Below are 25951 nucleotides of genomic sequence, written 5' to 3'. Positions count from 1 at the left end.
GGCGATCGGTTGTACGCCGGGAATCAGAACGGGCGTCAGGCAACGCCGAGGTAGGCGGCCCGGATGCTGTCGTCCTTCAGCAGGTCAGGAGCGTTACCGCTGCGGGTCACCGCGCCGGTCTCCAGGATGTACGCCCGATCGGACCGGCTGAGCGCTTGCTGGGCGTTCTGCTCGACCAGCAGCACCGTCGTGCCCTGGTTGTTGATCTCGGTGATGATCCGGAAGATCTGCGAAATCACCATGGGCGCCAAGCCCATCGAGGGCTCGTCGAGAAGCAGCACCTTGGGCCGGGCCATCAACGCGCGCCCGATCGCCAGCATCTGCTGTTCGCCGCCGGACAGGGTGCCACCCACCTGGCTGCGCCGTTCCGCCAGCCGCGGAAACGTCGTCATCACCCAGTCCAGGCGCTCATCGTGCTCACTCTTGGAAGGAAATTTCCTTCCGTAACAACCCATTTCGAGGTTCTCGACCACCGTCATGCCGGGGAACACCCCGCGACCCTCGGGCGCCTGGATGAGCCCCTGCAACACCCGCTGGTGCGCCTTGACCTTGGAGATGTCCTGGCCGTCGAACCAGACCGATCCCGACGTCAGCGGCCGCAGCCCCGAGATGGCCCGCATCATGGTGGTCTTGCCGGCGCCGTTGGAGCCGAGCAGGGTGACCAGCTCACCTTCCCGAACTACCAGCGAAACACCGTGCAGCGCTTGGATTCTGCCGTAGTGCACGACGACGTCGCGTACTTCGAGCAGCGCCGGGCGCGGATCGGGGTCAGAGTTCGTCATCGGGCACTCCCAGGTAAGCGGCAATGACTTTCGGGTCCTCACGGATCTGCGCCGGCAACCCGTCGGCGATCTTGCGGCCGAACTCCAGCACCACGATGCGATCGGTGACGCCCATGACCAGCCGCATGTCGTGCTCGATCAGCAATACCGTGTAACCGTCGTCGCGGATCGCCCGGATCAAGTCGATGAGCGCGGCCTTCTCACTCGGGTTGAAGCCTGCCGCAGGCTCATCCAGGCAGAGAAGCTTGGGCTCGGTGGCCAGGGCGCGGGCGATCTCCAGACGGCGCTGGTCACCGTAAGGCAGGTTCTTCGCCTTCTCCTCACCGCGATGCGCGATCCCGACGAACTGGAGCAGGGCCGCCGCCCGCTCGATGGCGTCCTTCTCCTCACACCGATGCCGCGGGGTCCGTACCAGCGCTCCGGGCACCGAGGTCTTGTGCCGCGCATCAGTACCCACCACCACGTTCTCCAGGGCGGTCATCTCGCCCCAGAGCCGGATATTCTGGAAGGTGCGGGCAATTCCGCGGCGGGTGATCTGGTGGCGTTTGATCTTGCCCAGCGGCGCACCGTCGAACGTGACGCTGCCCGCGCTGGGCCGATACACGCCGGTGATCGCGTTGAAGCAGGTGGTCTTGCCCGCCCCGTTGGGACCGATCAGGCCCAGGATCTCGCCGCGCCGGATGTCGAAGGACACCGCGTCCAGCGCGGTCAGGCCGCCGAACTTGACCGTGAGATCCGTTGTCTCCAGGAGCTTCTCACCCTCGGCTGCGTTGACCTCGCGATGCAGCGCGGCCAGTTCCTCGTCCACCCCGGGCTCACTCATGCTGCCGCCTTCGAGTCATCGGCCTTCCGGAGAAGGTTGCGTGCGGACTTGCCGTAGGCCAACAACTGCTGGCGCACCGGGAACAGGCCCTGGGGCCGGAAGATCATCAGCACCACCAGCGCCAGACCGAAGAACAGGTATTTCAGGTCGCCCAGGTTGATGCCGAGAAAATGCACGCCCAGCAGCCGGTTGGGCAGGTACACGATGATGAACGCCCCGAAGATTACCCCCAGCTTGTTGCCCTGCCCACCGAGCACCACCGCGCACAGGAACAACATGGAGTTGATGATGTTGAACGTCGGGGGTGCGACGTACTGAACCTGCCCGGCGTACAGCGCACCGGACAGCCCGCCGATGGCCGCGCCGATCACGAACGCCCACAGCTTGAACTTGAAGGTGTTGACGCCCATCACCTCCGCGGCGTCCTCGTCCTCGCGGATGGCCACCCACGCGCGGCCCACCCGGCTGCGTTCCAGATTCCCGACCAACAGCAAGACGATGACGATGAGCACCAGGCCGAGCCAGAACCACCAGGTGCCGTAGTTAGCTTCGCCGGCCGAATTGCCACTCGAGAACACGCCGTTGGGCAGGTGTTCGTTCTCCCCCAGCCGCGGATAGGCGATCTCGTTGAGGCCACGCGGCCCGTTGGTGACGTCGGTGAGGTTGTCGGCGAGCAACCGGATGATCTCGCCGAAACCGAGCGTGACGATGGCCAGGTAGTCGCCGCGCAGGCGCAGCGTCGGGGTGCCCAGGATCAGCCCGGCCAGCGCCGTCACCGCCATCGCGATCGGGACGCAGGACAGCCATGCCCAGTCCTTGCTGAAGAACCCGTCCTGGCCCACTTGGTTCCACGGGCTGTCCGGGCTGGTGAGCAGCGCGACGGTGTAGGCGCCGACCGCGTAGAAACCGACATAGCCGAGGTCGAGCAGACCGGCTTGCCCCACTACGACATTCAGCCCGATCGCGATGATCGCGATCATGGCGAACTGGGCCATGGTGCCGCCGAAGCTGATGCCCGGGGTGTCCAGGAAGCCCGGCGTGTACAGCGGCAGCAGCCCGACGACGAGGAACAGCAGCGCGCCGAAGATCCACTTCGTCGGCCGGCTCTGCTCGGACCACCACTGGCGCAAGCCATCTCCGGGTGCCAGCACGTTGCGGCGCCACCCCGTCGTCTGTTGCTCACTCACGCGCGTGCCTTCCCAAGGCTCTCACCGAGTATGCCGGTCGGCCGGACCAACAGCACCAGCACCAGCAGCACGAAGGCGACCACGTCGCGCCACTGCGTGCCGAACAGGGCCTGACCGTAGTTCTCCATGATGCCCAGGATCAGCCCGCCGAGCAGGGCGCCGCGCAGGTTGCCGATACCGCCCAGCACCGCGGCCGAGAAAGCCTTGATACCCAAGAGGAATCCGCCCGAGTAGATGATGCCCTGGGGCAGTTTCATGATGTAGAGCAGCGCGGCCGCGCCGGCGAGCAGACCGCCGATCAGGAAGGTCGTCATGATGACCCGCTCCCGGGACACTCCCATCAGGGTGGCAGTGGTGGGATCCTGGGCGACCGCGCGGATGCCGCGGCCGAATTTGGTGCGGTTGATCGCGATATCGGTCAACAGCGCCAGCACCAGCGCCGCGACGACGATCACGATGGTCACATTCGACACCGTGGCACCGAAGATCGTGAACTGGGTCTTGGGTTGCACCAGGATGATCGGCTGCTGGGCGTTACTGCCGCCGTAGCCCTTGATCAGCTTCGGCAGTACGAAATGCACGAACTCCTGCAGCACGAAGGACATGCCGATGGCGGTGATCAGGAAGGTCAACGATCGGGCGTTGCGTTTGCGCAGCGGCCGGTAGGCCACCACCTCCAGCCCCACCGCGGCCGCGCCCGAGACGAGCATGGCGACCACCATGGCGATCGCCAGATAGAGCACGGTCAACGCGATGCCCTTGTTGTAAGGCGTGCCGCTCGGGGTGAAACCCAGGATGATGTCGAGCGCGAAGTAGGCGCCGAACATGCCCAGCATGAAGATCTCGGAGTGGGCGAAGTTGATCAACCGCAGCACACCGAACACCAGGGTGTAACCGACCGCGACGAGTGCGTAGATCGCTCCCCACGACAGACCGTCAATAGTCAACTGGCCGAACCCGTTCACCAGGTTGTCGACGTTGAAGTTGATATTGGCTGCGGTGCAGACGTACTGACCGATGCAATCGGGGGTCATCCGGCGGCGGGCTCCTGGTCGAGAAGTGCGGCTGTCTGGAACGAGAACGCGTCCGGAACCGGGGTCCCGGACGCGTCCCGTCAGTGAGTTCCCTACTGGACCTTGAAGATCCAGATCAGGTTGGTGGTGAGCTCACCCTTGTCGGTCCACTGGTACTTACGGGCGATGCCCTGGCCGTCGTACTTCTTCACGAAGTCCAGCAGCGCCGGACGGGTGATGGCACCGGAGTCGATGCCCTTGAGCAGGATGGTGCCGAGGTCATAGCCCTCCGCACTGTAGGTACCCGCGTCGGTGTTGAACTTCTTCTTGTAGTCCTCGGCGAAGGTGCCGGTGGCCGGACCGCAGGGGCAGGCCAGGATGGCGTCCTTGGACGCCTCGCCGGCCTGCTTGACGAACTCCGGGTCCTTGGTGCCGTCGGCGGAGGCGAAGACACCGGTGTAACCGCCGTCGCGGAGCTGCTGGACCAGCGGCGCCGCCTCGGAGTAGTAACCGCCGTAGAAGATCGCGTCCGGGCTGACACCCTTGACCTGGGTGACGGCGGCCGAGAAGTCCTTGTCGCCCTTCTTCACCGAGATGTTGCAGCCCGCGTCGGCGACCGGGCCCAGGGTGTCGCGCACCGCGGTGGCCAGGCCGAGGCCGTAGTCGGTGCTGTCATCGATGACACAGACCTTCTTGAAACCCAAGGCATTCTTCAGGTAGTTGGCCACCGACGGGCCCTGCACGGCGTCATTGGCCAGACCGCGGAAGAACGTCTTCCAGCCGTTCTGGCTCAGCGTCGGATTGGTGGCCGACGCTGTCGCGGCCACCAGGCCGGCCTGGTCGAACACCGTGCCGGTGGCCTTGGTCTCGCCGGAGAAGGCCGGGCCGACCAGCCCGATGGTGTACTGGTCGTCGACGATCTGCGGCGCGATGGCCGTCGCCTTCTGCGGGTCACCCTCGGTATCGAACGGCTTGAGCTGAACCTGGCAGCCCGGGTTGGCGGCGTTGTGCTTGTCGATCGCCAGCTGCACACCGTTTTTGATGTTGATGCCCAGAGCGGCGTCCGGACCGTTGAGCGCGCCGGCCATCGCGATGGATACGGGCGGGCAGGTGGCCTTGCCGTCCCCGGCGGGGTCGGCCGGGGCGGTGCCCGCGGCGGCCTTGACCTCAGCGCCGTTCTCGTCGATCTGGACCTGCTCGACGATCTTCAGGTCGGCCTTCGACGTGCTCTGTTCGGGAGCGGACTGGTTGCACCCGGCCATACCGAGTACCAACAAACCAGCACCGCCGAGCGCAAATGCATTCCGTGCCACGCGACCGCGCACCGCTTCACCTCCGGGTCATGGATTCCGATGGCTTCAGCGATTCGGCGCAGGTCGGCCGGTCGCTGAGGCTTCGGGTAGACACTAGCCAACCGGTCGCCGCGTTGCGTGATGTTGAACGATTGGCCGTCGCGCGTCGGTGCCACGAGCAGGCCATAGCCCCAGACCGGAAACGCAGAGTTAACCCAGGACCCCCACAGGATCTAGGCGGGGGTGGATTCGTCGCCGGGCGTGTCGAGGGTCTCCAGGACGACCTCGGCGACCCGCTTCATGGTGGTGCGACGATCCATCGCCGCCCGCTGAATCCATTTGAACGCTTCGGGTTCGGTCATTCCCTGGTTGGCCTGCAGCAAACCCTTGGCCCGTTCGACGAGCTTGCGCGTCTCCAAGCGGTCGGACAGATTCGCGACCTCGTTCTCCAGTGCGGCGATCTCGCCGAACCGGCTGACGGCGACCTCGATGGCCGGGATCAGATCGGTGATCGAGAACGGCTTCACCAAGTAGGCCATCGCCCCGGCGTCCCTGGCGCGCTCGACGAGTTCGCGCTGGGAGAAGGCGGTGAGGATGACGATGGGCGCGATGCGTTTGGCGGCGATCTCCGAGGCCGCGTCGATCCCGTCGCGGCGCGGCATCTTGACGTCCATGATCACCAGGTCGGGCTTGAGGCTTTCGGCCAGATCCACTGCCTCTTGCCCATCCCCGGCCTGCCCTACGACCTCATAGCCTTCCTCGCGCAGCATTTCGGCCAGGTCGAGTCGGATCAATGCTTCGTCCTCTGCGATGAGGACACGGCGCGGGATGGGGGCGTCGGTCATGTCAGCCATTGTCTCGTGCGTGAGGCCGATCAGCGACCTCGGGGTGAATGGGCGCGTCGCCAGGTCCCTGGCCGCGGGAGCGCAAGTGGCCATCCTCTATGGTGGGAGACCGCACCCCTGCAGGCCCTCGTATCCCAACTGGCAGAGGAAACGGATTCAAAACCCGTGCAGTGTGAGTTCGAATCTCACCGAGGGCACCACGCAATTTTTCAATGTTCTTGCAGTTCAGCGGCTTAGCGGGAGCCCAAAACCGGGGCAGCCTCAGACCCCGTGACTACATCCTGACTACATTCACCGGGAAAACGACCCCTAACAACCGCTGGTCGTGGGCATCAGCCACCGCGTTGGCGTCCCGGTCGAAGAGGTCCGCGTAGGTGTCCAGCGTCATCGCCGCCGAGCTGTGGCCGAGCATCTTCTGGACGGCTTTCACGTTCGCGCCAGCCGACACGGCGAGGCTGGCGGCGGTGTGGCGCAGATCGTGGGGTGTAATCCTCGGGAACACCGCGGTGAGCGGGTCCCCATCCGGGCTGGCCTTTCGCTCGGCGGCGCGTGCTTCGTCCGCGGCGGTCATACACCTCATCACGGCGCCCTCGAACCAGGTGCGCGCACCAGGCGACTTCGCGTAGGTGCCGTTCGACGTCGCAAACACGATGCCGTCGCGGCCCTTACCTGCGCAGGCGGCGGCCAGCGGTTCAGTCAGAAACCGGGGAAACGGCACGGTACGACGTTCGTGCGTCTTCGGCGTTCCGACCTCGACCCGGCCGCCGACGTTGACGGCGTTGCGGCGAACGTGAATACGACGCCGAAGCATGTCGATATCGGCGACGTGCAGCCCGGCCAGTTCGCCCCACCGCAGGCCGCAGTAGGCGAGTACAAGCACTACCAGCCCTTTCTCGGGTCCGGCCTCCGTGGCCAGTGCCATGACCTGCTCATCAGTGAGATAGCTGTGCTCCCCCTTGACCTTGCGCGGCAACTTGACGCCACGCGCCGGGTTGACCAGCAGGCGCCGGTCTTTCACCGCGTCATCAAGGATTGCGGCCAACACGCCGAATGCACGGATGACGGTCACAGGGCCCGCCGCCCGCTTGGTCACCTTGCCGTCGGCGCTGGTCACTTCGCGGCCCATCTCAGCTATCCACGACTGAACAGAGCTGTGTTTGATGTCAGCCAATTTCACTGCACCCCAACGAGGCTCAACGTGAGTACGCCACGCGACCGCCTCGACCCGGCGGCTCGACGGTTTCAGGTGGGTGCGGCGGGCCAGCCAGTCCGGCCCTAAGTCGCCGACGGTGACCCGCGAGTCGGCGGGGTCGATGTACTCGCCACGAAGCTTCGACACGTGCACGGTGGCGGCGAAGTTCTCGGCCTCGCGCTTGGTGGCGAACCCTCGCGCGCCGGTCAGCTTGTTGTCAGGGGTCCGGTACTGGACGCGCCATTTCACCGCGCCGGTCTTGGTCGTGTACTTGGTGATCGAGGCCATCGCGGTTTCCGTTTCGTGGTCGGGGGGATTGAGTCAGTTGTCGGCGCGGGAGGTGCGCGGCTTTCGCAGCTCATCGACCCTGAGCAACGGAGGGTCCGTGTTGCGGCATTGCTGGAGCCATGACTTGACCGTCTCGTTGGCGACACCGTTACGACCGAGGGCATCGGCGGCCCGAGCGGCAACGTACGGGTAAACCGCTGCTTTGCGGTCCCGAGCTTCGCGCGCCCAGTCGGCCACCTGGGCGAGGAACTCGTGGGTGATCGTCTTGGGCCGCCCGCCCTTGCGCGGCTGTGGAGTCGGCAGCTTCGCGCCCTCTGGCGCATGCTTGATCAACGCATCGACCGTGCCGTCGGTGAATCTCAGCGCCTCAATGCCGCGGGTATCGACGCTGATGTTTCCGATCGCCGCGTCGAACGATTCGCGCAGCTCCCGGGCGGCGGCGGCTTCCTCGGTGGTGTCGTATCGCTGCGCCGCTTTGACCAAGGTGTCGACGTTGACCCGCATATCGTCGCGGGCAATGGGAGCGCCGTCACTCGCACGCACCCGCAAGTCGGTAAGCACTGGCCCGGCGGCGGTGTTCTCCCAGGCGACCTCGTAGGTATGCGGGAATCCGTAAAGCGTCACCCAGACTCGACGGGGCTCATCGTCGTGGACCGCAACGTGCACCACCTCGCCCTTTCGGCGGGGTGAATAATCCCGATTTGCCCCGTGCACGTTTCCTACCGTAGACAGTTTTCGCTACGGGGTCAATCCTGATCATATGCCCGCAACCACGATCAACACAGCGATCCCTTTTGAGGACTCCGAGGCACTCGTGCCTCCCCCGCAGCTCGCCAAATTCCTCCACACGTCCGAGGCGGTGCTGGCACAGGAGCGGTATCGCGGGGTCGGTATTCCGTACGTCCGCCACGGACGACGAATCCTCTACCGGGTGAGGGACATTCGCGCCTACCTCGACGCCAACACCAAAGTGCCCGGCGGCGACTAGAGACCCGGCGGCGGCCGGGATATTGCGCGCCCACAGCCAGGTACCCGGCCGCCGCTGCCCCGACAGCTGAAACGTGAAACGCCGCCCGGAGATTGGCCTCAACCGGGCGGCGGTCTCACCGACGAAAGGCCACCGACGAATGACCCAACTAGGCCAGGATATCGCCACCAACGACGACGCGTTGGCCGCGATAGTGGTGCCCGGACGCTATTTCACCGAGGCTTTGCGTCCAGACCTGTCGCCGCGCACCCTGTATGCCCTGGGCCAGCCCGGCGTCCACCTGTCCGTCGATGACCTGGTGGCGCTCAACCTGATCAGTGAGGGCCAACGACCAGACGCCGACACCGTCAACGGGTGGTCCCAGGTCCACCTGGGGACGGTGCTCGACTTCTACGCGAAACCACTTCCCAGGCGCCAGGTGTCGGCGCTGCTGGCAGGGGTCGATCCGAACCGACAAATCGCGCTGGCGTCGCTGTCACCACTGGCCGAAGCCGGAAATCCGTCGGCGGTAGCCGCGATGGAACAGCTGCGCGACGCCAACGCGATTCCCCGGCGCCAGCCGGTGCTGACCATCACCGCCGCGGAGGCCATCGCCCTCGGTTTCGGCCAGCACGAGGTGAGCGACCTACCGACCGCCGACATGCGGACCCTTGCCGTCTCGGCGCGCATCGTTGCGACGTGGGCCGAGGTCGAGCGGCTGGAACGGCGCTCCGAAGCCGCCAGAATGGAAGCTGCGCGCACGGCGGCCGAGGTCGACATCCCTGAGCGGGTCGACCTGACCACATTCGAGCCCGACACCGTGCAATGGGTGGTCGGTGGTCTGATTGCGCGCGCCGCAGTGCTCGGGCTCTTCGCCGAGCGCAAGGCCGGAAAGTCCCATCTGGTGCGCGAGCTGATTCGATCGGCCCTCGATGGCGAGCGGTTCCTCGGGAAGTTCCCCGTCCACCTTGCCGACGATGCCGAGGTAGTGCTGTTCGACACTGAGATGCCGTTGAACACGCTGCACGGCCAGTACCACCGCAGTGGAGTGAAGAACCTGCACCGACTCAATCTGCGCGCGCTTCGGGGCGCCGAGCGGTCACTAGACGCGCGTGTCGATGCCGTGCGCACCCGCTGGCGTCAACAGATCAAACCGGGGTCGCTGATCATCGTGGATTGCCTCTACAGCCTCTTCGGCGCTCTCGGCGTCTCGGAGAACTCTGACGAGGTGGTGGGGGTGCTGGCCGGGCTGCGGACGCTCGCGACCGAGTGCGAGGCGGCGGGATTGGTCATCGTGCACCACCTCGGCAAGGACGTCGATAAGGGCGCGCGCGGCCACAGCTCGATCGAGGGTTTCCCCGACGCCATCGCGCGTATCGAACTGGATGGCCCCCTGAGCTCGACCACACCTCGCACGTTCACGGCGTTCGGTCGTGACGTGTCTGTCGATGCTGGGGTGCTCATCCTCGGTGACGACGACCACTTGACCCTGGGCGGTAACCCGCTCGCCGAGCGCCGTTCGGCACGCCGCAACTCCGACGACGAGGCTGTGCGGAAGTTGATCGGACAGCACCCCGGCCTGTCCGTGCGCCTGCTCTACGGGCTGCCCATCGAGGCTCGTGGCAAACTCTCGCGCGATCGAATTCGCGAGGGTGTCGCGCGACTGGAACAGGCTGGAAGCGTTGTCAACAAGGGCACCGCTGCGGCGCCTGAATGGCACGCCATCGCCGCCCCCGATCCGTTCACTGTGCCCCTCGTAGCGGGTGGCTGAGCGGTGTCTCCACACAGCCTCGGCGCGGCGTCCGAAGTCAAAAACCCGTCCGCGCACCCCGCGCGCCCTCTGACCTGCGCAGATATGACAACCGAGCGCACAGCCCCGACAGGGTGCGCGGGGTGCGCGGATGTGCGCGGTTCACGGACCCGCGCACCCATTTCCCCAGTTCAGCATCTACCTTCCCTGGTCGGTGCGCGGTGGTGCGCGGGGCGGCGCGCGAGGGGTGCGCGGGGTGAACGGCCCCCTTATAGGGGCCGCGCACCCGGCCACCCCGGCGCGCACCCCGACCAGGGGACCACAGCAGAGAGCGGGACGGGCGGTGAGACCACATGACCTGACAACCGTCAGACCTGAGCGCATGGCCTCGACTGCGGAGCGGCGATGACTGACAGACCAGAGCAGTGACCCGACTCGGCGAGAGACGCCGAGCTAACACCGATACGAGGAAACATGACACCCACAGAGAACGTTCCCACCGACAGCGACATCCGCGCCGCCATCCTGGCCGCGCTCACCGATGAACTCCAGAGCTGGGTGGCGGTGAAGCGGTGCATACCCGGCAACCCCGCTCGCGTCGACCAGGTAGCCGTCGAGCTCTTTGAACGACACGAGCTCACTCTGGTGAAAGTGGCCGGCACTCCGTACGTGCGTGCGGCGTCGAGCTGGGACCGCGCGGCCGCCGCAGCTGACATCGAACGCCGCCGGAACCGACACCCGCTACTGGTATCCCGGTGCCGCCAGCATGTGGCGGTACGAGCGGCGGCATTGTCTGACTGTCCGATCTGACCCGTCCGACTACCGAAAGGGCCCATCATGGCCAAACCCGACCAGCCCAATGCCGACGAACGACGGCGCGCGGCGCTGGCACTTGAGCTCCGAACATGTGGCATGACCTACGGAGCGGTAGCCGCCCAGCTGGGCTACGCCGACGAAAGCGGCGCTCGAAAAGCCGTCGACCGCTTGCTGTCCCGCATTGAGCACGGCGGGGTGACCGAATTACGGCAGCTGGAGGGTCAGCGTCTCGACGCGATGCAGCGCGCCGTCTGGGCGCAGGCTTGTGGTGGTGACCTCGATGCGATCAAAGCGGCGCTGGCCATCATGGGGCGGCGAGCCAAGCTCTACGGTCTGGACGCACCGCAGCGCGTCGCACTCGGCACGGACGAGTTCAACGCCTCCGACTTCGCCGAGCGGGCCGCCGAATTGATCGCCACCGTCTCGCCGAGCACCTTGCGCGAGATGTTCGCCGCAATGCCCGGTGGTGCGTTCGTGCTCAAAGCTGGCGCCCAAACGACAGGCGCCGAAGGGGATTCCAGACTCCAAGGGGTTTCGGCGCTCTCAGAGGCACATAGCGGCGAAACAGCAACCGACGCCGCCGACGACTGGGCGAATATCGCCACACCCGCGGCACGGCAACCCGCGCCGGTGCTTAAACCAGAACCGGTCGCCCAGCCTGAACCCCAGGCAGTGACGAGCACGCAGCGTCGCATCCCCGTCCCGCCCGAGCTCTCCGATACCCGCACGATGTGGCGGCGACGCCTCGGCGACTCCGTGTAATCAGCTGGGGCACAATACGTTTACACGGCGGCATTGTAGAAACCCCAGCGCTTCGATCGCCGCTCCGATGCATCGTCGGGGCGTACGTTATCGCTCATGAGCGCAACTGTGACCGTCGATCCGGCCAGCCGGTCGGCGTCGAGTTGGTCGGCATCGTTGGCATCGCTGAAATCCCGGCACGTGGCCGAATCTGACCCCCGCATCGCCGCCGCCCGTGAGGGTCTGGCGTATCACCGGGTGCGGCGGTCCATCGTCGCCGAGGCCGGGCAGCTATCGCCCGCAGGTGTCGACCGTCTGGTATCCGCACTGCGCGAGGCGGCGGCGCGATGAAGCTGCGCAAGATGCCGTCTCTGCCGACGCCAAAACTGGCACCGCCCAGACCTACTCGACCCGGCATCCTCAAACCGCCGACGATGCCGACTCCGAACCGACCGAGAGGCGCCGCCATGACCACCAACCAAGACGAACAGCGGGCCCGCCGCCGCAAACGTCTGCCGGTCATCTACGGCGGCGAGTTCGACCTGGCCGCCGACATCGCGGCCGCCACCGGCGTCCTGGCGCACCAGGTGAGCCAGCTCAAACGACCGGCCGCAGCACGCCAGTGGGTTGACGCGCTCGCCGACGGAATTGCCGAAGTCGTACACGTCGCGGCTGGACTGATTGCGGAATCGATGGCCGAGGATGACGACACCCGTCGCCGCGCAGCGGATCTGACCGTGCGGCCGCGCCAGCCGGTGATCACCGAGGACATGCTGGTGTCGGGGTCGTGGTCAGCCGCGCTGGTGACTTATGCACAGACGGTGAGCGAGGAAGTGGCGCAAGTGCTCGGCCGCGCGCTGCCGCCCGACGCATGTCGAGCGCCGCTATCGGCATCTCAGCGCATCGAGCGGGCGCTATGGGAGGTCGATAGCGCCGCGCTGGCGCTGACACGGCGCATCCCCAGAATCCGGGAACGCCAGGCCCTGCCGTCGATATCGGAGTTCAATGCCTCGGAGCTGGAACGGCGCGAGAACGAGCGGGCAGCTCGCCGCCTTGCTCAGATCGGCGCGCCCCGATGACCTATCGGCCCACCGAGACCCCCGGAGTCTGCCGCGTCTGCTCGGGGCCGTGTGCGACACACAAGGGCAGCGTGCACGGATGGACCTGCACAAGCTGCGTGGCCGCCTACTTGGCCGAGAGCGCACGCCGTGCAGATGTGAAAACCGCCGCAGCCCTGGAGCGCGCACGCCGCAAAACGGCCAACTGCTGGGAAAGCGCCCCGAGCTGGGGTGACAGGCGATTTCTTGGCGCACGGTGAGGCGCTGAGCTGGGCGGCTGGTTGTGGACCGGCCCAGCTCAGCGTCACCGATCGACAGACCCACTCGGAAGGAACGACATGACCATGACCGAGGCCGATCAGCGGCACCTGAGTACGGCCATTCACGAGTCAGCGCACTCGGTGATTTCGGCGTGCTACGGCGCGCAGATTGAGACTGCCGAGGTGCTGCGGGGAGGGCCGAAGACGACCCGTGAATCCGTGGCCGGTTTTACTCGGTACGCGCCGTTCGATGAGATCACCAGGCTGTACTTCCCGGCGATTGCCGCCGCTGGTAGCGCAGGTGAAGCCATCTTCGCGAAGGGCAAGCCCACCCTCACCGAGGTGTGGCAACTGCTCGCGTCGAAGAACACCCATGACCTTGATCAAATGAGTATGTCGCTGGTCGGCCACCGCCAGAATCCGTTCGCGGTGGTGCAACAGGTGCTGCCAATGGTCGATCGGCTGTGGCGGCCGATCGCCGAACTCGGGTGGTCGATGTACCGAGACGGCCCGATCACCCATCGGGCGGTGCTCGACGTCCTCGGCATCCCAAGCCTCGCCGAGCAGCCCCGGTACGCCGCCGCGATCCGCGCCGGCGCCGAGCCGGGCGAGCTCAGCGTCGGTCGTCAGCTCTTCTGACTCGGACCGCGCCGCCATGTCGTCTCAATACTTTAGTTCTGGGACGCGGTCGAATGGACCTCCATGTAATGCCGCCGATGCTGGTCATCGGTCTCAAAAGTTGTCGCGTATTGAAAGTTCACATGCCGCTATTTTGAGATACGGTAAGCAACATGACCACCGCCACCACCGCGGCTGCCGGACAGTTGCTTGGATACGCCCGTGTCTCGACCGATCACCAGTCGCTCGACGCCCAGATCGATGCGCTCACCTCAGCCGGGGTGGATCCGGCCAGGGTCTATTGCGACAAGCTCACCGGCACCTCGACCAAGGAGCAGCGTCCGGGCCTCGCTGGGCTGCTCGATTACGCGCGCGAGGGCGACACGATCGTTGTCGCGGGCATTGACCGGCTTGGGCGCAACGCCGCTGAAGTCATGCTCGCGATTCGCGACCTTGGGGAGCGCGGGATCGTGCTGCGGTCGCTGCGCGAGGGCATAGACACGTCGAACGCAACCGGGCGCATGGTCGCTGGCGTGCTGGCTTCGCTTGCCGAGCTGGAGTTAGAACTCGGCAAAGAGCGGCGAGCAGCGGCCAAGGCGTCGCGAAAGGCTCGCGATTTGCCCATCGGGCGGCCCCGTGCACTGACCGCTGACCAGGTCAGGCAGGCCGAGGCGCTGCGGACAAGCGGTGAGCCAGTGCCAGTCATCGCCGAGACCCTCGGCGTCAGTCGAGCGACCCTCTACCGCACGCTCGCCGAAACGAATGGACAAGCGATGCCCCGTCAGACCTGGACCGAGACGGACACCATCGCTGCTGACGACCTATACCTCCGGCTTGGCTCAAAACGCCTGCGCGCCACGAACCCGGAGTTAATCGCGTTGGCCAACCTGCTGGGCCGCACGCCTTCGGCAGTAGCGGCGCAGATCGACAACTTGCACCATGCCCACAGGGACAACCTCTGGCGATCCAGCGAGATGGTTCGCAAAGTGGCCGACCGCTGATTGTCGACGCACCGTGGGTACGAGCGATGTGGCACACGCAATTTGCGTGCAGACCCGCGTAGTCTTGCCTATCGGGCAATGGAGGGGAGACGGCTATGCCGCTCGATATTGGCGACCGCGTACAGGTGGTATCGGGCTCCACTGGCCGCGTCGTGGAAGTGAACGACGCCGATGCGCGGGTGGAGTTCGACGACGGGAAGCCGTCCGGGTGGTACGGGCGCACCGAGCACCTGCTCGACTTCGGGGTGCTGAAGCGGCTCTAGCTGAAATGCTGATCCTCCGCGGTACTCGCCGTGAGGACAAGCTGCGACGGTTCAGTTTTCCTCTTCGGGCTTCTTGCTGAAAAAATCTTCGATCAAGAATGCGTCTTTGCTACCCTCATGTGTGCGCAGAATAAATCCGGCCAAAAGTGGCACAGCGAAAGAGTATTTTCCGAACCTATTTTTGTGAACAAGACCGCGCTCAATGAGACTTGCAAGCATCTGACTAGCGTGGCTTGACGAAAATGGTTTGTCGAGTAACTCACGTGCTTTTTCAACAATTTCTGAGATCGAGAATTCGCCATCCGGGTTGTTCACATGTGCGATTACCCAAAGCAGGTCGCGTTGTCTGTCCGTAGCTTTTTCCCAGCGTCCAGCAAAGAAGTCGCTGTCTAGTCTTGCCTGGATTGCATCGATGTGGACTTCTGGGACCCGGCCCATCGTCATCTGCGAGATCCACACATCGAATACCTCGCGGCAGATGAACTGAATAAAGTACGGGTAGCCGCCCGACCTCTGGCAGATATCGTCAACGGTAGAGTCTTGAAACCGGATGGGACACCCGGCCGTATCAAGCGGCTTAGTGATCGCTTCCGCGGCGTCCTTCTTATCCAATCGACCGAGCGTCACGACGCGGAACATCCGCTCGCTGTACGTACGCGCCTCCACGAGCTTGGAGAACATGGTGGGCAAACCAGTGAGCACGAGCATAAATGTGATTTGTTCGCGCTGGAGGTACTGAAACACGTCGAGTAACGTAGATAAAGGGTACTGTTCGCGCGCTTGGTTGTCACTTAGATTCTGCGCCTCGTCGTAAGCGAAAACTACGCGACAGTGCCCATTCTGGGCTTTTAATTTCTCGGCAACGAATGTTAATAAATGCTTGAGCTTATCCGCAACAAGCCCAGGCGCTTGCTCATATATTTGACGGAGCACCTGAAAAGACAGGGGAATTTCTGTAGTACCCGTGGCAGGTTGCTGACCGAATCCGAAGGCGGGCGGGGTGGACGCCTTAATGGACATCGCAGAGGTGATCACCGCCAGATCAGTCATCACCCGGGTGGCGAGATTCTCTTCTGAGACGCTCGCGCTCTGGGAGAGATCAGTGCCGACCCAGTTCCATCCAGCCGCGACAGCGCGGGGCTTAAAAGTCTCCAAGAGCACAGTCTTGCCTACGCCTCGAAGGCCAGTCAGGATCAGGTTCTCCAAGACGGGGGCCTGCGCCAGGAGAGTGTCGAACACGGCATACTCGTGCTCTCTCCCAGCCAGGTGTGGCGGCATATGGCCCGCGCCGGGGCGATATGGATTCGTAAATCCCAGGTCGACTGCAACAGGTTGTTCGGCCATATTCTAAATTTAGCTCCAGGGCTAAATTTAGACAAGAAGCTTGATGTTGATGCGTGTGAACGGTCGCTTCGGCACCAATCGATCCAGCTAACGAAGGATCGATTCCAACACCGTTCCGGACGTTTGACCCGTCACACGCGAGTAGATCGCGAAGGCCTGTCTCTCGGACAGGCTCGCCACGATGTCGCAAGCGAGACGGACGTAGGCCGCCTCGGCACACTCGTGTTCCGCCATGCGGGCTTCGTCGTTTCGATACGAACGCGCCCAGGATGGCAGCGCGTGCGGCATGTGCGCGGCCTGGTCGCAGTAATAGTTGAACAGGGTCTCGATGATCTTCCGCTGCCCATGCTGCTGTGCGGCTAGAGCTGGGGACTCGATCACGTAGGTCCATGCGAGGCTCTTGAGGAGGTTGATCTCTCGCCGCATATCGGGATCCTCCACCACGCTGCCGTCGGCGGCGACCGTCAGGCCCGTCATGTAGAGATTTATCTTGCTAGGCACGAGGTTGTTCATCGCGCCGCGCGCGGTTGTCTCCGCCCAGGGATCGTACGGGAACTCGCTAAAGAGTGTTTCGGCTGTTGCTTCGTACTCCGCCCGGTTGAACGGCCTGCCCTCATTCGTCCAACGTTCGAATGTTCTTGCTAGGAAACGTGACTGCTCCTGGTCGGCGCCGTGGCCACGCGCGAGTCTATCCAGCGGAATTAGCCCAACCCGGAAGAAGTCGTCAACGTCGTGTAGGGCATACGCAACGTCATCGGCCCAGTCCATGATTGTGGCCTCCGGCGTCTGGACCCCACGTTTGTCGTCCGAGAGTCCTTCGCGAGTCCAGCCGAAGTAGCGTTCGTCAACGTCAAACGTCCCGTACTTGCGGTGCTGATATCCGGCCGTCGACCGCGCCCAGGGGTACTTCGACAGAGCTTGGAGGCTGGCGCGTGTGAGATCCAACCCGTGGTGCCTATCCGACCTATGCGCCAGGCTGGTGACGATGCGAAACGACTGAGGGTTCCCTTCGAAGCCCGCAGGGACGGGCACCTTTGCCCCGGCGACCGGTTGAAGCCCGGTGATTATTGAGTCGAGCCGCTCCTCAGCGATGTGCCCGAACGGAGGGTGGCCGATGTCGTGCGCCAGGGCTGCGGTCTCGACAACGTCTGCGTCGATTACGGCGTCCAGCTCGGGGTTGTCCAGCAGTAGTCGCTCGGCCAGGCGGCGCGCCACCTGCGCAACCTCGAGGGTGTGGGTTAGCCGGTTGTGAAATAGCTCGGTCTCGTGGCTACCGACCACCTGCGTGACCTCAGCGAGACGTCTGAACTGAGGGCAGTAGAGAACACGATCACGGTCGCGCTGTCCTGGCGTTCGTGGGTCGGGCGGTGTTTTTGCAGTGTCGGACGAGTAGCGCCGCGCAAACCGGCCGCCATCAACGATGTCGCTCAAGACGATTGCGCGCTCAGGCGGGTTTGCGCAGCTGTCCGTCAGCCGATCGCGTGAGTCGATTCTCGGAGATGAGCTGCCAGTATGCTTCCCGCACCACAGCCGGGGGCTGCTGACCCGACACTGTGTGGATTACCTGGGCAGCCTTGGCAGTGCCACCTGCCTTCGCAACGGCCTCCAAGATCGCCTGTTCGGTCTCTACAAGTATGGAGGTTGAGGTTGAGGTTGAGGTCATGGGCGTCCCCTTCAGTGCGATGTGACGTGGGCGGCCTGTGTGGCCTGTGTGGCGTATGTGGCGGGTGACGTTGGCTATGTCGCAATTGTGCACGACAACTCCGACAACCGTCGGGGTTCGTCCCTCCGCGTGTTGGGCCGATGCCGTCGAGGTGGGAGAACGGCTAGCTTACCGGCTGCCAAGGGCAAGGCAGAACCGGCAAACCAGCTGCGCGAACAGGCGCACGAACGAAACACGGTGGCCTATCGAATAAGCGCGCGACGTGCCCTAGGGATGCCCTAGCACTCTCCGCTACAGCTCAAACTCCTGGTCCTCGCTGCATACGGCCGCGTATCGCCAGTCGAGGGATGGTGCAATAAGGCGGCGGCGCCGTGAGGCGTTGGTGCGGCTAAGAGAGCGCCATCGGGAGTTGCTTGACCGCCTACCCCCGACGGAAGGCCCGCATTAGGCTGCCGCCTCGATCATCCGTTCGACGGGACTACGCGGTGACTACATTCTCGGTTCGTAGCCGTTAATCGGCATTGAACTCGATTGAGACCGAAACCACTGGTACACCCGCCCACGGGGCGGATGTCCGAGGTAGACCACAACCCGGCTTTAGAGTTCGAATCTCACCGAGGGCACCAGTTAGACCAGTTCACAGCCATCTCAGCATCGACCGAAGGCCCTTCGCCTTCCTGGTTCGGTCCCCGCGCGCGCACCCGCGGCGACGACGTCATACCCGAATTCTCCAGCCCGCCATGTCCGGGCCGGTCGATTGCGTGCCCACCCTCACATTCAACTTGTCTAGACAGTGCGTCTAATTCTTGACAGGATTTCGGCCCAGGGACCTCGGCGCGCGCCTCGACGTAGCCGACCGGCGGGGTCGACGAAAGGGAGATTGATGACGTCCACCACCCCCGCCGGCGGCGAGACCACCGAGAACGGCGCGCTGCAGCGAGCCCTACCTCTCGGCCCGTCCTCGCTGCTCTGGAAGTACGGCGCGGACAGTCGTCTGCAATTTCTTCGCGGATACACGGGTTTGATGCAGAACATGCTGCCGGGGATCGGCGCGGCCCTGGTCGACCATTCGAAGTTCTTCACCGATCCTTTCGGCCGGCTGTCGCGCTCCACACCGCAGGTGATCGGATCGATCTATGCCGACGACGACACCCTGTCCAAGCAGATCCGCGACTACCACGTCGATATCAAGGGCGTCGACTCTCGAGGCCACCAGTACCACGCGCTCAATCCCGACATCTACTGGTGGGCGCACGCGACGTTCATCGAGCGGGTGATCCGCACCCAAGAGATTTTCGGCATTCCGTTCACCGACGAGGAAAAAGACCAGCTGATTCGCGAAGGCGCGACGTGGTGGAGCCGCTTCGGCATGTCCGATCGCCCGGTGATCACCAGCTATCCGGAGTTCGTCGACTACTGGAACCGGATGCTGGACAACGAACTCGAGAACAATGCGACAACCCGGTTCGCCACGCAGACCGTGCGCACCAAACGCATTCCGGCCCCCGGATCGATGCCGGAATGGGTGTGGTCGCTGGTGTGGCGGCCGTTGATCGGTTTCACGATCTGGACGACCACCGGCGTTCTGGATCCGCGCTGTCGGAAGTTGCTGGAATTGCAATGGTCTGAGCGCGACGAGCGCAGATTCATCCGTTTTGCGGCCGTCGTACGCGCCGTGCATCCCAGATTGCCCTTGCGGATGCGCTATATGCATCCCAGCGCCTACCCCGCCGCCTGACGGCCTGGCGGACCGCAGGAAAAATGAAGGACCGCGCGACCGCGGCCCTTCATCTCCCCTCGTTTCCTACTCCGACCCGCCCGCACCGGACGAGGCCGACGCCCCTGCTTTGGCCGTGGAATTCTCCCGTTGCGACGACGACGTCGCCGACGGTGTTCCCGCGCCGTCGTGTCGCGGCTTGTCCCCGGCGCTGGGCTTGGTGCCGGCCGCCGGCTTGGTCCCGCGGTCGGGATGGCCCGCCTTCGACCCCGGATGGGTGGTCTTGGCGCCGGTGCTGTCGTCGGAGGCTCCCTCGGTCGAATCCCCGTTCGGGGTATCGCCTTTCGGGGTATCGCCCTTGGCCGAGTCCACCTTGGCGGGATCGGCCTTGGGGGTGTCGTCCTTGGTCGGCTCCGGCTTCGTCGCCTCGGGCTTCGCGGTCTCGGGCTTCGTCGTCTCGGGCTTCGCGGTACCGATTCCCACGCCTGCCGCGGCACCCGTTTCGGCACCGGCCTGCGGCGTGGTGTCCGTCGTCGCGTCCTCCGTCGGTTCGGTGGCCGTGGCGGTGCCGGCCGGATCCGTGGTGGTCACGTTCTCCTCGGTCACCGGCGTCTGCGGCACGGATTCCTCGGTGGCAGCAGGAGTTTCGACCACCTCGGTGCTGACTTCCTCGGTGGCCGCGACCGGCTCGGTGACGACGGTCCCGGTCGTTTCGGTGGCCTCGGTCTCCGTAACGCTCGGCTCGGCCGCGGTCTCCGGCGATGCGGCTTCCGCGTTGTTCAGCTCGGTGGTGGCCTTGGCCTTCTCCCCCAGCGCCGATCCGGTGTCACCGCTTTGCGCCGACGCGTCCGCGGCCTCCTCGGCGGTGACCGCGTCGATGGACACCCCCGCCTTGGCGGCGCTCAGCGCGGTGGTGGTCACCGCACTTGTCCCGCCCAGCGCCCCGCCGATGGCACCGAGCAGCTGCTTGACCACGTTGGCCACCGTGTTCACCACCGTGGCGACAAGGTTCGGAATGAAGCTGAGCACGTTGGAGACGAGCTGCTGGACGAACTCCAGCAGCGAGGCCAGCGGATTGGTCGCGGTGCAGCCGTCGAGGCAATCGATCAGCCTCTTGAGTTGCTTCAGCGCGGCCGCATCCTTGGGATTTCCATTGGCGTCGAAAAGCCCGAAGTAGCGGTCATCCCCGATGGCCGACAAATCGTCCTGGGTGGTGTAGAGGAAGATCGGGCCCGCACCGGAGAACGTCTGCCATGCATTGATCAGATCGGTGATGAAATCGGCCTGCACACTGGCCGAGACCTTGCTGGTAGGCAGGCCGTACTCGCTGATCCAGATCTTGAGCTGTTCCTCGCCCGGATCGATGTGCTGATCCATCAGCGCCCGGATCTGCTCGACCTGGAACAATGGCATCAGCTCTTTCCAGTCGACGTCATTCCCCTCGGAAAACTTCGTAGTGAAGTTGTACGGATGAAAGGAAATGGCGTCGAAATATCCATCGGCACCGGCGTCATACATCGCCTTGACGAAGTCGACCGGACTCATGGTCAGGTCGCCCCAGGTGAGACCGGCGCCCACGACTGCGCCGACGACGGTGATGTCCTGGCTGACCGCCTTCAGCGAGGTGTAGGTGGCCTTGAGCATCTTGGTGTATTCGACCGGGTCGGCAGGGTTCCAGAAGAACGAGGCATTCGGCTCGTTCCACACCTCGTAGGCACTGATCTTGTCGCCATACCGCCTGGCCACCGCCGCCGCGAAATCAGCGAAGTCCTGCACGTCGGTCGGGTGCCCGACGCCGGTCGCGCCATCGGTGGCCCAGTCCGGCGACCACTGCAACACGCCGAGAATGCCCATGCCCCGTTTGTCGACCTCGGTGACGATGCTGTCGAGTTTGGCCCAGTCCAGATCCGCATTCCAGTCCACGGGTGCACCGTTGGGATCTTGGGTCTGGATGTAGATCCACGGCACCATCAGGCGGACGTCCGTCACGCCGAGCGACTGGATCAGGTCGAGACGCTTCTTGATGTCCTCGATGGTGCCTTCGAAATAAATGTTGGAATCGGCGATGCCGACCGTCGTCGAAGACTCGTCAATTGCCGCGATGTTTTCGATCTGATATGCGGCGACGTGCTTCACTTCGGGCATCACAAAATGGCTGCCGGCGGCCGCAACAATGGCAGCTGTGGTCAAACCAATAACGCCACGGACCGCAAAACCTCGTACGGGACGAGGTAGCTGACCCCACATGTTGACCGCCTCTGCTCTTTTGCCACAACATCATCGTCGCTGGCCTGACAATGCTAGGAAATTAACCGACCGGGCTGCAATTTGCACAACTTACTCCGCGGTAAGAAGTGGTGCTGCTTTATTGGCCCGTAATTGGCGGTTTCAGGCAAACAATTTACCGGAACGATAATTAGAAATTCCGTTCCCATAATCCCAGTTATGGCAAATGTGATCGAGCGCCCACCGCCCGCAGTCAGAGGCGCCACCGCACGCATCAATCACAGCAATCGTCCAGGTACTGGCCATTTTGCACACAAGCAACTCCCATACCCCCCAGCCACAACAGTGCGATTTGACCCCAGATCTGACCGTCCAGCAAATTTTCGCCAACCGTCCTACGTTCGGCCGACAGGGGCCCGCCGGGACCACCTGGACAACGTTTGCCAAATCTGTCCACGCATCGTCGGTTTCGGCCCGCGATCTTGATATGTGGGACTACCCTCAGCACGTGGCTGTCGGCGGCCCAGGACGCTGCCTTCCGGATCTGCCGGCTGGTCGGCAGCAGTACGAAGATGCGTCCGGCAGGCGGTTGGCCGCGCTGACCATCAGTTGCCGTATCGCCACCGCGATCACCGGCAGCTACGGCATCGCACAGCTGTTCCTGGGCCGTGAGCTCTGGCATCTTGCCACGGTAAACCTGGTGACCGCAGCGTTTTTCATCGCTGTCCCCATGCTGTACCGGTTCGGCCCGATGGTCGCGGCGTCGGCATTCGTGGCCGGTGCATATGCCTCCACCGCCTATCTGTGCGGCCAGCTGGGCACCGGATCGGGGTTGCAGTTCTACTTCGTCGTGGCGGCCGCGCTGCTGGTGTTGATCGTCGGGACCGACCACATCCTGCTCGCCTCGGCGCTGGTGGCCGTCGGGGCGGCGCTCGTGGTGGTGCTGGAGTGGCTGGTTCCGCGCACTACCGGGTTGCAATCACCGCTTGAGTTGCGCGTAAGTTTCACGATCACTGTCGTCACAGCAAGCGTGATGGTCGTCACGGTGGTCTATTCGGCGATCCGCCGGATCGACCGGGCCGAGCGTGCGCTGCAGCAGGAGTACGAGAAGTCCGAGGCGCTGCTGGCCAATATCTTCCCCAGTAGTGTCGCCGCCCGCCTGAAGGACCGCGATGACGCCGTGATCGCCGACGGATACGACCACGCCGCGATCCTGTTCGCGGATATCGCCGGGTACACCCAGCGAGCCAGCGATACCGCGCCGTCGGAGCTGGTGGTGTTTCTCAACCGGCTGTTCACCGATTTCGACAAGCTCGTAGACCAGCACTGCGTGGAGAAGATCAAGACCAGCGGCGATTCGTACATGGTGGTCAGCGGGGTCCCCGACCCCCGGCCCGACTATGTGGAGGCCCTGGCCTGTCTGGCGCTGGACATGGCGGCCGCGGTCGACGGACTGCGCGACCACCGCGGCCGGGCGGTGCCCTTGCGCATCGGCATCGCCGCGGGCCCGGTCGTCGCGGGCGTGGTCGGCTCACGCAAGTTCTTCTACGACGTCTGGGGCGACGCCGTGAACGTGGCCTCCCGAATGGAGAGCACGGATGAGGTGGGCCGGATCCAGGTGCCCCACGACGTCTACGAGCGCATCAAGGACAACTACCTGTTCGAGCAGCGCGGCGAGGTGGACGTCAAGGGCAAGGGCCTGATGCGCACCTGGTATCTGGTGGGCCGAAGGCCGGCGCCGGCGCGACCGGGCGAACTCACACCTTCCGGTTCTCCGATTTGACCAGCCAGGCCAGCTTCTCCAGACCGTCGATCAGCTGGTGCAGCACGTCCGCGGTGCTCGGATCCTCGTCATCCACCGAATCGTGCACGCCGCGCAGGGTCTGCACTGCGGCATAGATGCGGGTGACGATGAGGTCCACCACGTCGGCCGTGCTGCGCTCGTAGGCGGGGAAAGCCGGCAGCGTGGTCGTCGCGGCGACGGTATCGGAGCGGCCGTCGGCGACGGCGTCCAGCGCCCGCATCCGCTCGGCGATGGTGTCGCTGGCCTCCCTGGCGAAGTCGACGAGCTCGTCCAATTGCAGATGCAGATCGCGGAAGTTCGTGCCCACGACGTTCCAATGCGCCTGCTTACCTTGCAGATGCAGCTCGATCATGTCGACCAGGACCTGCTGCAGATGGGCGGTGAGCCGTGCAGAAGCCTGGAATCCCTGGATATCGGTTTCGGGGCGTCGAGTTGAAGTGGTCATGTAAGAGGCAACCGCACTTTTTCTGGAATCATTCCAGAAAATATGATCTCATCCGCGCTGCTGGTCTTGCTGGCTCAGCAGCCGGGCGTAACCGGCCCCCATTCCGAGCAACACCAATCCGACCACGATGAACACCGCCACCCGGAACATGCCGTCCAACGTGCCCAGGTCGAAGACGAACAGTTTGGTCACCGCGGCGGCCACCAGCGCCATGCCCGCGCCGATCGGCAATGACCGGTCGGTGCGCGGGCGCCGGGCCGCGTAGCCGAACAGCGCGGCAGCCATCGCGATCCAGCAGATCGTCGCGGCCATCTGACCGGCCAGGAAGCCACCGTCGGGGCCGGCGATGAAGACGCCGGCGGTCACCGTGAACGCGGTGACCGCGTACACCAGGACCATCGCTGCCCCGCTCAGCAGCAGCCGCACCAGATCGCGGTCCAACCGCAACCGGGCCGACCAGCACTGCACCGCCGCGTACCCGCCGAGCAGCAGGCTGGAAACCAGCACAGAAATGGCATGCGGCGTGGTCAGCACCGTCGCCGAGGTCAACGTCGCCGGACCCGCCATCGACAGCTGATACAGGCCGCCGACACCGCCGAACAATGCCGCCGACCATTGCGCGGCCGCGCTGTGCCGGCCCGCCACCGCCGCCAATACGGCCATGCTCAACAGCACCGGTCCGGCGACCGGTGCCGCGAAGCCGACCCCGACGGCCACCAGCGCGGACACCGCCGACAACGCCGCCCAGACCTGGCGGACCGGCGCGCTCACCCCCGGGATCAGGTCGGGCGGCACCACGATCGCCAGCACCGCCGCCGACAAAGCCGCCGCCATCAGGGCGGCGACCCCGTCCTGCGTGGCTGCCCCCACCGCCAGCACCGGCAGCGCACCGAAGGCCGCCACCAGGGCCATACCGAGCCGATGCCCGCTGGGCGGCAACAGGATCAGCGCCGAGCCGAGCGACAGCAGCGCCGCGAGTGCGCTTGCACCGACCAGCCACGAATCGCGGCCGGAGCCCAAGGCCACACCCACCAGCGCCAGCATCACCGGCGCACTGCCTGCCACCGTACGGGCCGCGAACATCCACACCCAGTCCCTGCCGAGCTGCACCGGCAATGTCGCGGCCGAGAGCACCAGGAGGAAACCGACCAGCAGCAGCGTGATTCCGCCCGCCACCACCGGAGCCAGCACGATCAGCGGTACCAGCACCAGCAGAGCCAGCCGCTCGGTGCCCCAGCGCCGCGCCAAGATCAGGCCGCCGCCCCCGATCACCGCGGACAGCAGCAGACCGGCCGCCGCAGGCAACCAGTCGTAGATGGTGGTGACGGCAAGAACATCGATGTACGCGGTGGCGATACCCGTGGCCGCCAGCGCGACCGACCCGACGTCGCCGCCCGGACGGCGCCGCAGCCAGCAGGCCGCACCGACGAGCGCGCCGGCCAGCACCACACCACCGGCCACCCGAACGGGCGGGGCGAGCAGCCCGGCTTGGGCGGCGAGCACCACCAACAGCACCACACCGATCAGCGTCACCGCGACGCCGGCGGCCGCCAGCGCCTTGCCAATCCAATTCGTCGGCGGCTCCCGGCGCGCGACCGGCGGCGCGACCGCGGGGGTCGGCGTCGGGTATGGCTGGGGCGGGTACGGCTGGGGCGGGTACGGCTGGGGCGGGTACGGCTGGGGCGGGTACGGCCAGTAAACCGGCGCCGCAGCCGGCTGACCTTGGCCGGCGACTGCCAGTTCGCGCAATTCGGCGGCGGCACGGTTCAACTGGCCTGCGATGGCGGCGAACTCGGCCGAGAGCCGGGCGGCGACCTGCTGGGGTTCGGTCATGCCCGCCATCCTCGCGCCTACCA

General features: G+C 64.9%; 23 protein-coding genes, 1 tRNA gene and 1 pseudogene. 12 read left to right on the top strand and 13 right to left on the bottom strand.

All coding sequences use genetic code 11. From position 1 onward, the window contains the following. Positions 1-35 precede the first annotated feature (35 nt). From ACXPWS_RS12915 to ACXPWS_RS12890, 6 genes are all read right to left on the bottom strand, one after another. Complete coding sequence (locus ACXPWS_RS12915) at positions 36-782, bottom strand: ABC transporter ATP-binding protein (protein WP_458712797.1); 747 nt, start codon at positions 780-782, stop codon at positions 36-38. Next, on the bottom strand, positions 769-1605 hold the full coding sequence (locus tag ACXPWS_RS12910) for an ABC transporter ATP-binding protein (RefSeq protein WP_458712796.1): 837 nt from the start codon (positions 1603-1605) through the stop codon (positions 769-771). Before ACXPWS_RS12910 ends, ACXPWS_RS12915 begins: the two co-directional genes overlap by 14 nt. Next, a complete protein-coding gene (locus ACXPWS_RS12905) occupies positions 1602-2792 on the bottom strand; it encodes a branched-chain amino acid ABC transporter permease (RefSeq protein WP_458712795.1) in 1191 nt (396 codons plus the stop codon). The genes ACXPWS_RS12910 and ACXPWS_RS12905 overlap by 4 nt, the downstream gene beginning before the upstream one ends. After that, positions 2789-3826 carry a branched-chain amino acid ABC transporter permease gene (locus ACXPWS_RS12900; RefSeq protein ID WP_458712794.1) on the bottom strand — a complete coding sequence of 346 codons (1038 nt, stop codon included), beginning with the start codon at positions 3824-3826 and terminating at the stop codon, positions 2789-2791. Before ACXPWS_RS12900 ends, ACXPWS_RS12905 begins: the two co-directional genes overlap by 4 nt. 92 nt (positions 3827-3918) lie before the next feature. Continuing rightward, the gene (locus ACXPWS_RS12895) at positions 3919-5130 is read right to left on the bottom strand and encodes a branched-chain amino acid ABC transporter substrate-binding protein (protein ID WP_458712793.1); all 1212 of its coding nucleotides are present in this window, start codon (positions 5128-5130) and stop codon (positions 3919-3921) included. Between the two features lie 200 nt (positions 5131-5330). After that, the gene (locus tag ACXPWS_RS12890; RefSeq protein WP_458712792.1) at positions 5331-5951 is read right to left on the bottom strand and encodes an ANTAR domain-containing response regulator; all 621 of its coding nucleotides are present in this window, start codon (positions 5949-5951) and stop codon (positions 5331-5333) included. A 114-nt stretch (positions 5952-6065) separates the two neighbouring features. Here ACXPWS_RS12890 and ACXPWS_RS12885 point away from each other — a divergent pair. Beyond that, positions 6066-6142, top strand: a tRNA-Leu gene (locus tag ACXPWS_RS12885). Positions 6143-6216: 74 nt separating this feature from the next. On the opposite strand, the gene ACXPWS_RS12880 is transcribed toward ACXPWS_RS12885, so the two are convergent. Then, positions 6217-7422, bottom strand: a complete 1206-nt coding sequence (locus ACXPWS_RS12880; RefSeq protein WP_458712791.1) for a tyrosine-type recombinase/integrase — start codon at positions 7420-7422, stop codon at positions 6217-6219. A gap of 33 nt (positions 7423-7455) precedes the next feature. Then, positions 7456-8046: a hypothetical protein gene (locus ACXPWS_RS12875; protein ID WP_458712790.1), complete on the bottom strand. Its 591-nt coding sequence runs from the start codon at positions 8044-8046 to the stop codon at positions 7456-7458. A gap of 136 nt (positions 8047-8182) precedes the next feature. Here ACXPWS_RS12875 and ACXPWS_RS12870 point away from each other — a divergent pair, with 136 nt between their 5' ends. From ACXPWS_RS12870 to ACXPWS_RS12830, 9 genes and pseudogenes are all read left to right on the top strand, one after another. After that, a complete protein-coding gene (locus ACXPWS_RS12870) occupies positions 8183-8410 on the top strand; it encodes a helix-turn-helix domain-containing protein (RefSeq protein ID WP_458712789.1) in 228 nt (75 codons plus the stop codon). A 139-nt stretch (positions 8411-8549) separates the two neighbouring features. Then, positions 8550-10160: an AAA family ATPase gene (locus ACXPWS_RS12865; RefSeq protein ID WP_458712788.1), complete on the top strand. Its 1611-nt coding sequence runs from the start codon at positions 8550-8552 to the stop codon at positions 10158-10160. Positions 10161-10613: 453 nt separating this feature from the next. After that, entirely contained in the window at positions 10614-10949 is a 336-nt protein-coding gene (locus tag ACXPWS_RS12860; protein WP_458712787.1) for a hypothetical protein, read from the top strand. Between the two features lie 27 nt (positions 10950-10976). Next, positions 10977-11717: a hypothetical protein gene (locus ACXPWS_RS12855; protein WP_458712786.1), complete on the top strand. Its 741-nt coding sequence runs from the start codon at positions 10977-10979 to the stop codon at positions 11715-11717. 96 nt (positions 11718-11813) lie between these two features. After that, positions 11814-12047: a hypothetical protein gene (locus tag ACXPWS_RS12850; RefSeq protein WP_458712785.1), complete on the top strand. Its 234-nt coding sequence runs from the start codon at positions 11814-11816 to the stop codon at positions 12045-12047. After that, positions 12044-12775 (top strand): hypothetical protein, encoded by a 732-nt coding sequence (locus ACXPWS_RS12845; protein ID WP_458712784.1) that lies wholly within the window; start codon positions 12044-12046, stop codon positions 12773-12775. Before ACXPWS_RS12850 ends, ACXPWS_RS12845 begins: the two co-directional genes overlap by 4 nt. A 317-nt stretch (positions 12776-13092) precedes the next feature. Further along, complete coding sequence (locus ACXPWS_RS12840) at positions 13093-13653, top strand: hypothetical protein (RefSeq protein WP_458712783.1); 561 nt, start codon at positions 13093-13095, stop codon at positions 13651-13653. Positions 13654-13805: 152 nt separating this feature from the next. Then, a pseudogene (locus ACXPWS_RS12835) lies at positions 13806-14390 on the top strand (recombinase family protein); the annotation flags it as partial. Between the two features lie 338 nt (positions 14391-14728). Beyond that, complete coding sequence (locus ACXPWS_RS12830) at positions 14729-14896, top strand: hypothetical protein (protein ID WP_458712782.1); 168 nt, start codon at positions 14729-14731, stop codon at positions 14894-14896. Between the two features lie 51 nt (positions 14897-14947). Here the strand turns inward: ACXPWS_RS12830 and ACXPWS_RS12825 are convergent, their stop codons facing one another. Together ACXPWS_RS12825 and ACXPWS_RS12820 are read right to left on the bottom strand one after the other, a co-directional pair. Beyond that, entirely contained in the window at positions 14948-16240 is a 1293-nt protein-coding gene (locus tag ACXPWS_RS12825) for an AAA family ATPase (RefSeq protein WP_458712781.1), read from the bottom strand. Between the two features lie 87 nt (positions 16241-16327). Next, positions 16328-17671 (bottom strand): deoxyguanosinetriphosphate triphosphohydrolase family protein, encoded by a 1344-nt coding sequence (locus ACXPWS_RS12820; RefSeq protein ID WP_458712780.1) that lies wholly within the window; start codon positions 17669-17671, stop codon positions 16328-16330. A 1115-nt stretch (positions 17672-18786) separates the two neighbouring features. Between ACXPWS_RS12820 and ACXPWS_RS12815 the strand changes: the two genes are divergently transcribed. Next, positions 18787-19641, top strand: a complete 855-nt coding sequence (locus ACXPWS_RS12815; protein WP_458712779.1) for an oxygenase MpaB family protein — start codon at positions 18787-18789, stop codon at positions 19639-19641. 66 nt (positions 19642-19707) lie between these two features. Here ACXPWS_RS12815 and ACXPWS_RS12810 read toward each other — a convergent pair whose 3' ends face one another. Then, positions 19708-21765 (bottom strand): cellulase family glycosylhydrolase, encoded by a 2058-nt coding sequence (locus tag ACXPWS_RS12810; RefSeq protein WP_458712778.1) that lies wholly within the window; start codon positions 21763-21765, stop codon positions 19708-19710. A 589-nt stretch (positions 21766-22354) separates the two neighbouring features. Between ACXPWS_RS12810 and ACXPWS_RS12805 the strand changes: the two genes are divergently transcribed. Beyond that, positions 22355-23629, top strand: a complete 1275-nt coding sequence (locus tag ACXPWS_RS12805) for an adenylate/guanylate cyclase domain-containing protein (RefSeq protein ID WP_458712777.1) — start codon at positions 22355-22357, stop codon at positions 23627-23629. Here the strand turns inward: ACXPWS_RS12805 and ACXPWS_RS12800 are convergent. Further along, on the bottom strand, positions 23604-24095 hold the full coding sequence (locus tag ACXPWS_RS12800; protein ID WP_458712776.1) for a Dps family protein: 492 nt from the start codon (positions 24093-24095) through the stop codon (positions 23604-23606). The genes ACXPWS_RS12805 and ACXPWS_RS12800 overlap by 26 nt on opposite strands. A 48-nt stretch (positions 24096-24143) precedes the next feature. Continuing rightward, positions 24144-25928: a DUF2339 domain-containing protein gene (locus tag ACXPWS_RS12795; RefSeq protein ID WP_458712775.1), complete on the bottom strand. Its 1785-nt coding sequence runs from the start codon at positions 25926-25928 to the stop codon at positions 24144-24146. Positions 25929-25951 lie beyond the last annotated feature (23 nt).

It is taken from the genome of Mycobacterium sp. BMJ-28, assembly GCF_054404835.1.
This window is presented reverse-complemented; position numbering and strand designations above follow the sequence as displayed.

Bases quoted from the DNA above. Each gene is read 5' to 3' on its own strand.
- ACXPWS_RS12855 (WP_458712786.1), top strand. From the start codon at position 10,977: ATGGCCAAACCCGACCAGCCCAATGCCGACGAACGACGGCGCGCGGCG.
- ACXPWS_RS12900 (WP_458712794.1), bottom strand. From the start codon at position 3,826: ATGACCCCCGATTGCATCGGTCAGTACGTCTGCACCGCAGCCAATATC.
- ACXPWS_RS12870 (WP_458712789.1), top strand. From the start codon at position 8,183: ATGCCCGCAACCACGATCAACACAGCGATCCCTTTTGAGGACTCCGAG.
- ACXPWS_RS12915 (WP_458712797.1), bottom strand. From the start codon at position 782: ATGACGAACTCTGACCCCGATCCGCGCCCGGCGCTGCTCGAAGTACGC.
- ACXPWS_RS12865 (WP_458712788.1), top strand. From the start codon at position 8,550: ATGACCCAACTAGGCCAGGATATCGCCACCAACGACGACGCGTTGGCC.
- ACXPWS_RS12815 (WP_458712779.1), top strand. From the start codon at position 18,787: ATGACGTCCACCACCCCCGCCGGCGGCGAGACCACCGAGAACGGCGCG.
- ACXPWS_RS12810 (WP_458712778.1), bottom strand. From the start codon at position 21,765: ATGCCCGAAGTGAAGCACGTCGCCGCATATCAGATCGAAAACATCGCG.
- ACXPWS_RS12840 (WP_458712783.1), top strand. From the start codon at position 13,093: ATGACCATGACCGAGGCCGATCAGCGGCACCTGAGTACGGCCATTCAC.
- ACXPWS_RS12830 (WP_458712782.1), top strand. From the start codon at position 14,729: ATGCCGCTCGATATTGGCGACCGCGTACAGGTGGTATCGGGCTCCACT.
- ACXPWS_RS12860 (WP_458712787.1), top strand. From the start codon at position 10,614: ATGACACCCACAGAGAACGTTCCCACCGACAGCGACATCCGCGCCGCC.
- ACXPWS_RS12910 (WP_458712796.1), bottom strand. From the start codon at position 1,605: ATGAGTGAGCCCGGGGTGGACGAGGAACTGGCCGCGCTGCATCGCGAG.
- ACXPWS_RS12890 (WP_458712792.1), bottom strand. From the start codon at position 5,951: ATGGCTGACATGACCGACGCCCCCATCCCGCGCCGTGTCCTCATCGCA.
- ACXPWS_RS12845 (WP_458712784.1), top strand. From the start codon at position 12,044: ATGAAGCTGCGCAAGATGCCGTCTCTGCCGACGCCAAAACTGGCACCG.
- ACXPWS_RS12795 (WP_458712775.1), bottom strand. From the start codon at position 25,928: ATGACCGAACCCCAGCAGGTCGCCGCCCGGCTCTCGGCCGAGTTCGCC.
- ACXPWS_RS12850 (WP_458712785.1), top strand. From the start codon at position 11,814: ATGAGCGCAACTGTGACCGTCGATCCGGCCAGCCGGTCGGCGTCGAGT.
- ACXPWS_RS12880 (WP_458712791.1), bottom strand. From the start codon at position 7,422: ATGGCCTCGATCACCAAGTACACGACCAAGACCGGCGCGGTGAAATGG.
- ACXPWS_RS12825 (WP_458712781.1), bottom strand. From the start codon at position 16,240: ATGGCCGAACAACCTGTTGCAGTCGACCTGGGATTTACGAATCCATAT.
- ACXPWS_RS12800 (WP_458712776.1), bottom strand. From the start codon at position 24,095: ATGACCACTTCAACTCGACGCCCCGAAACCGATATCCAGGGATTCCAG.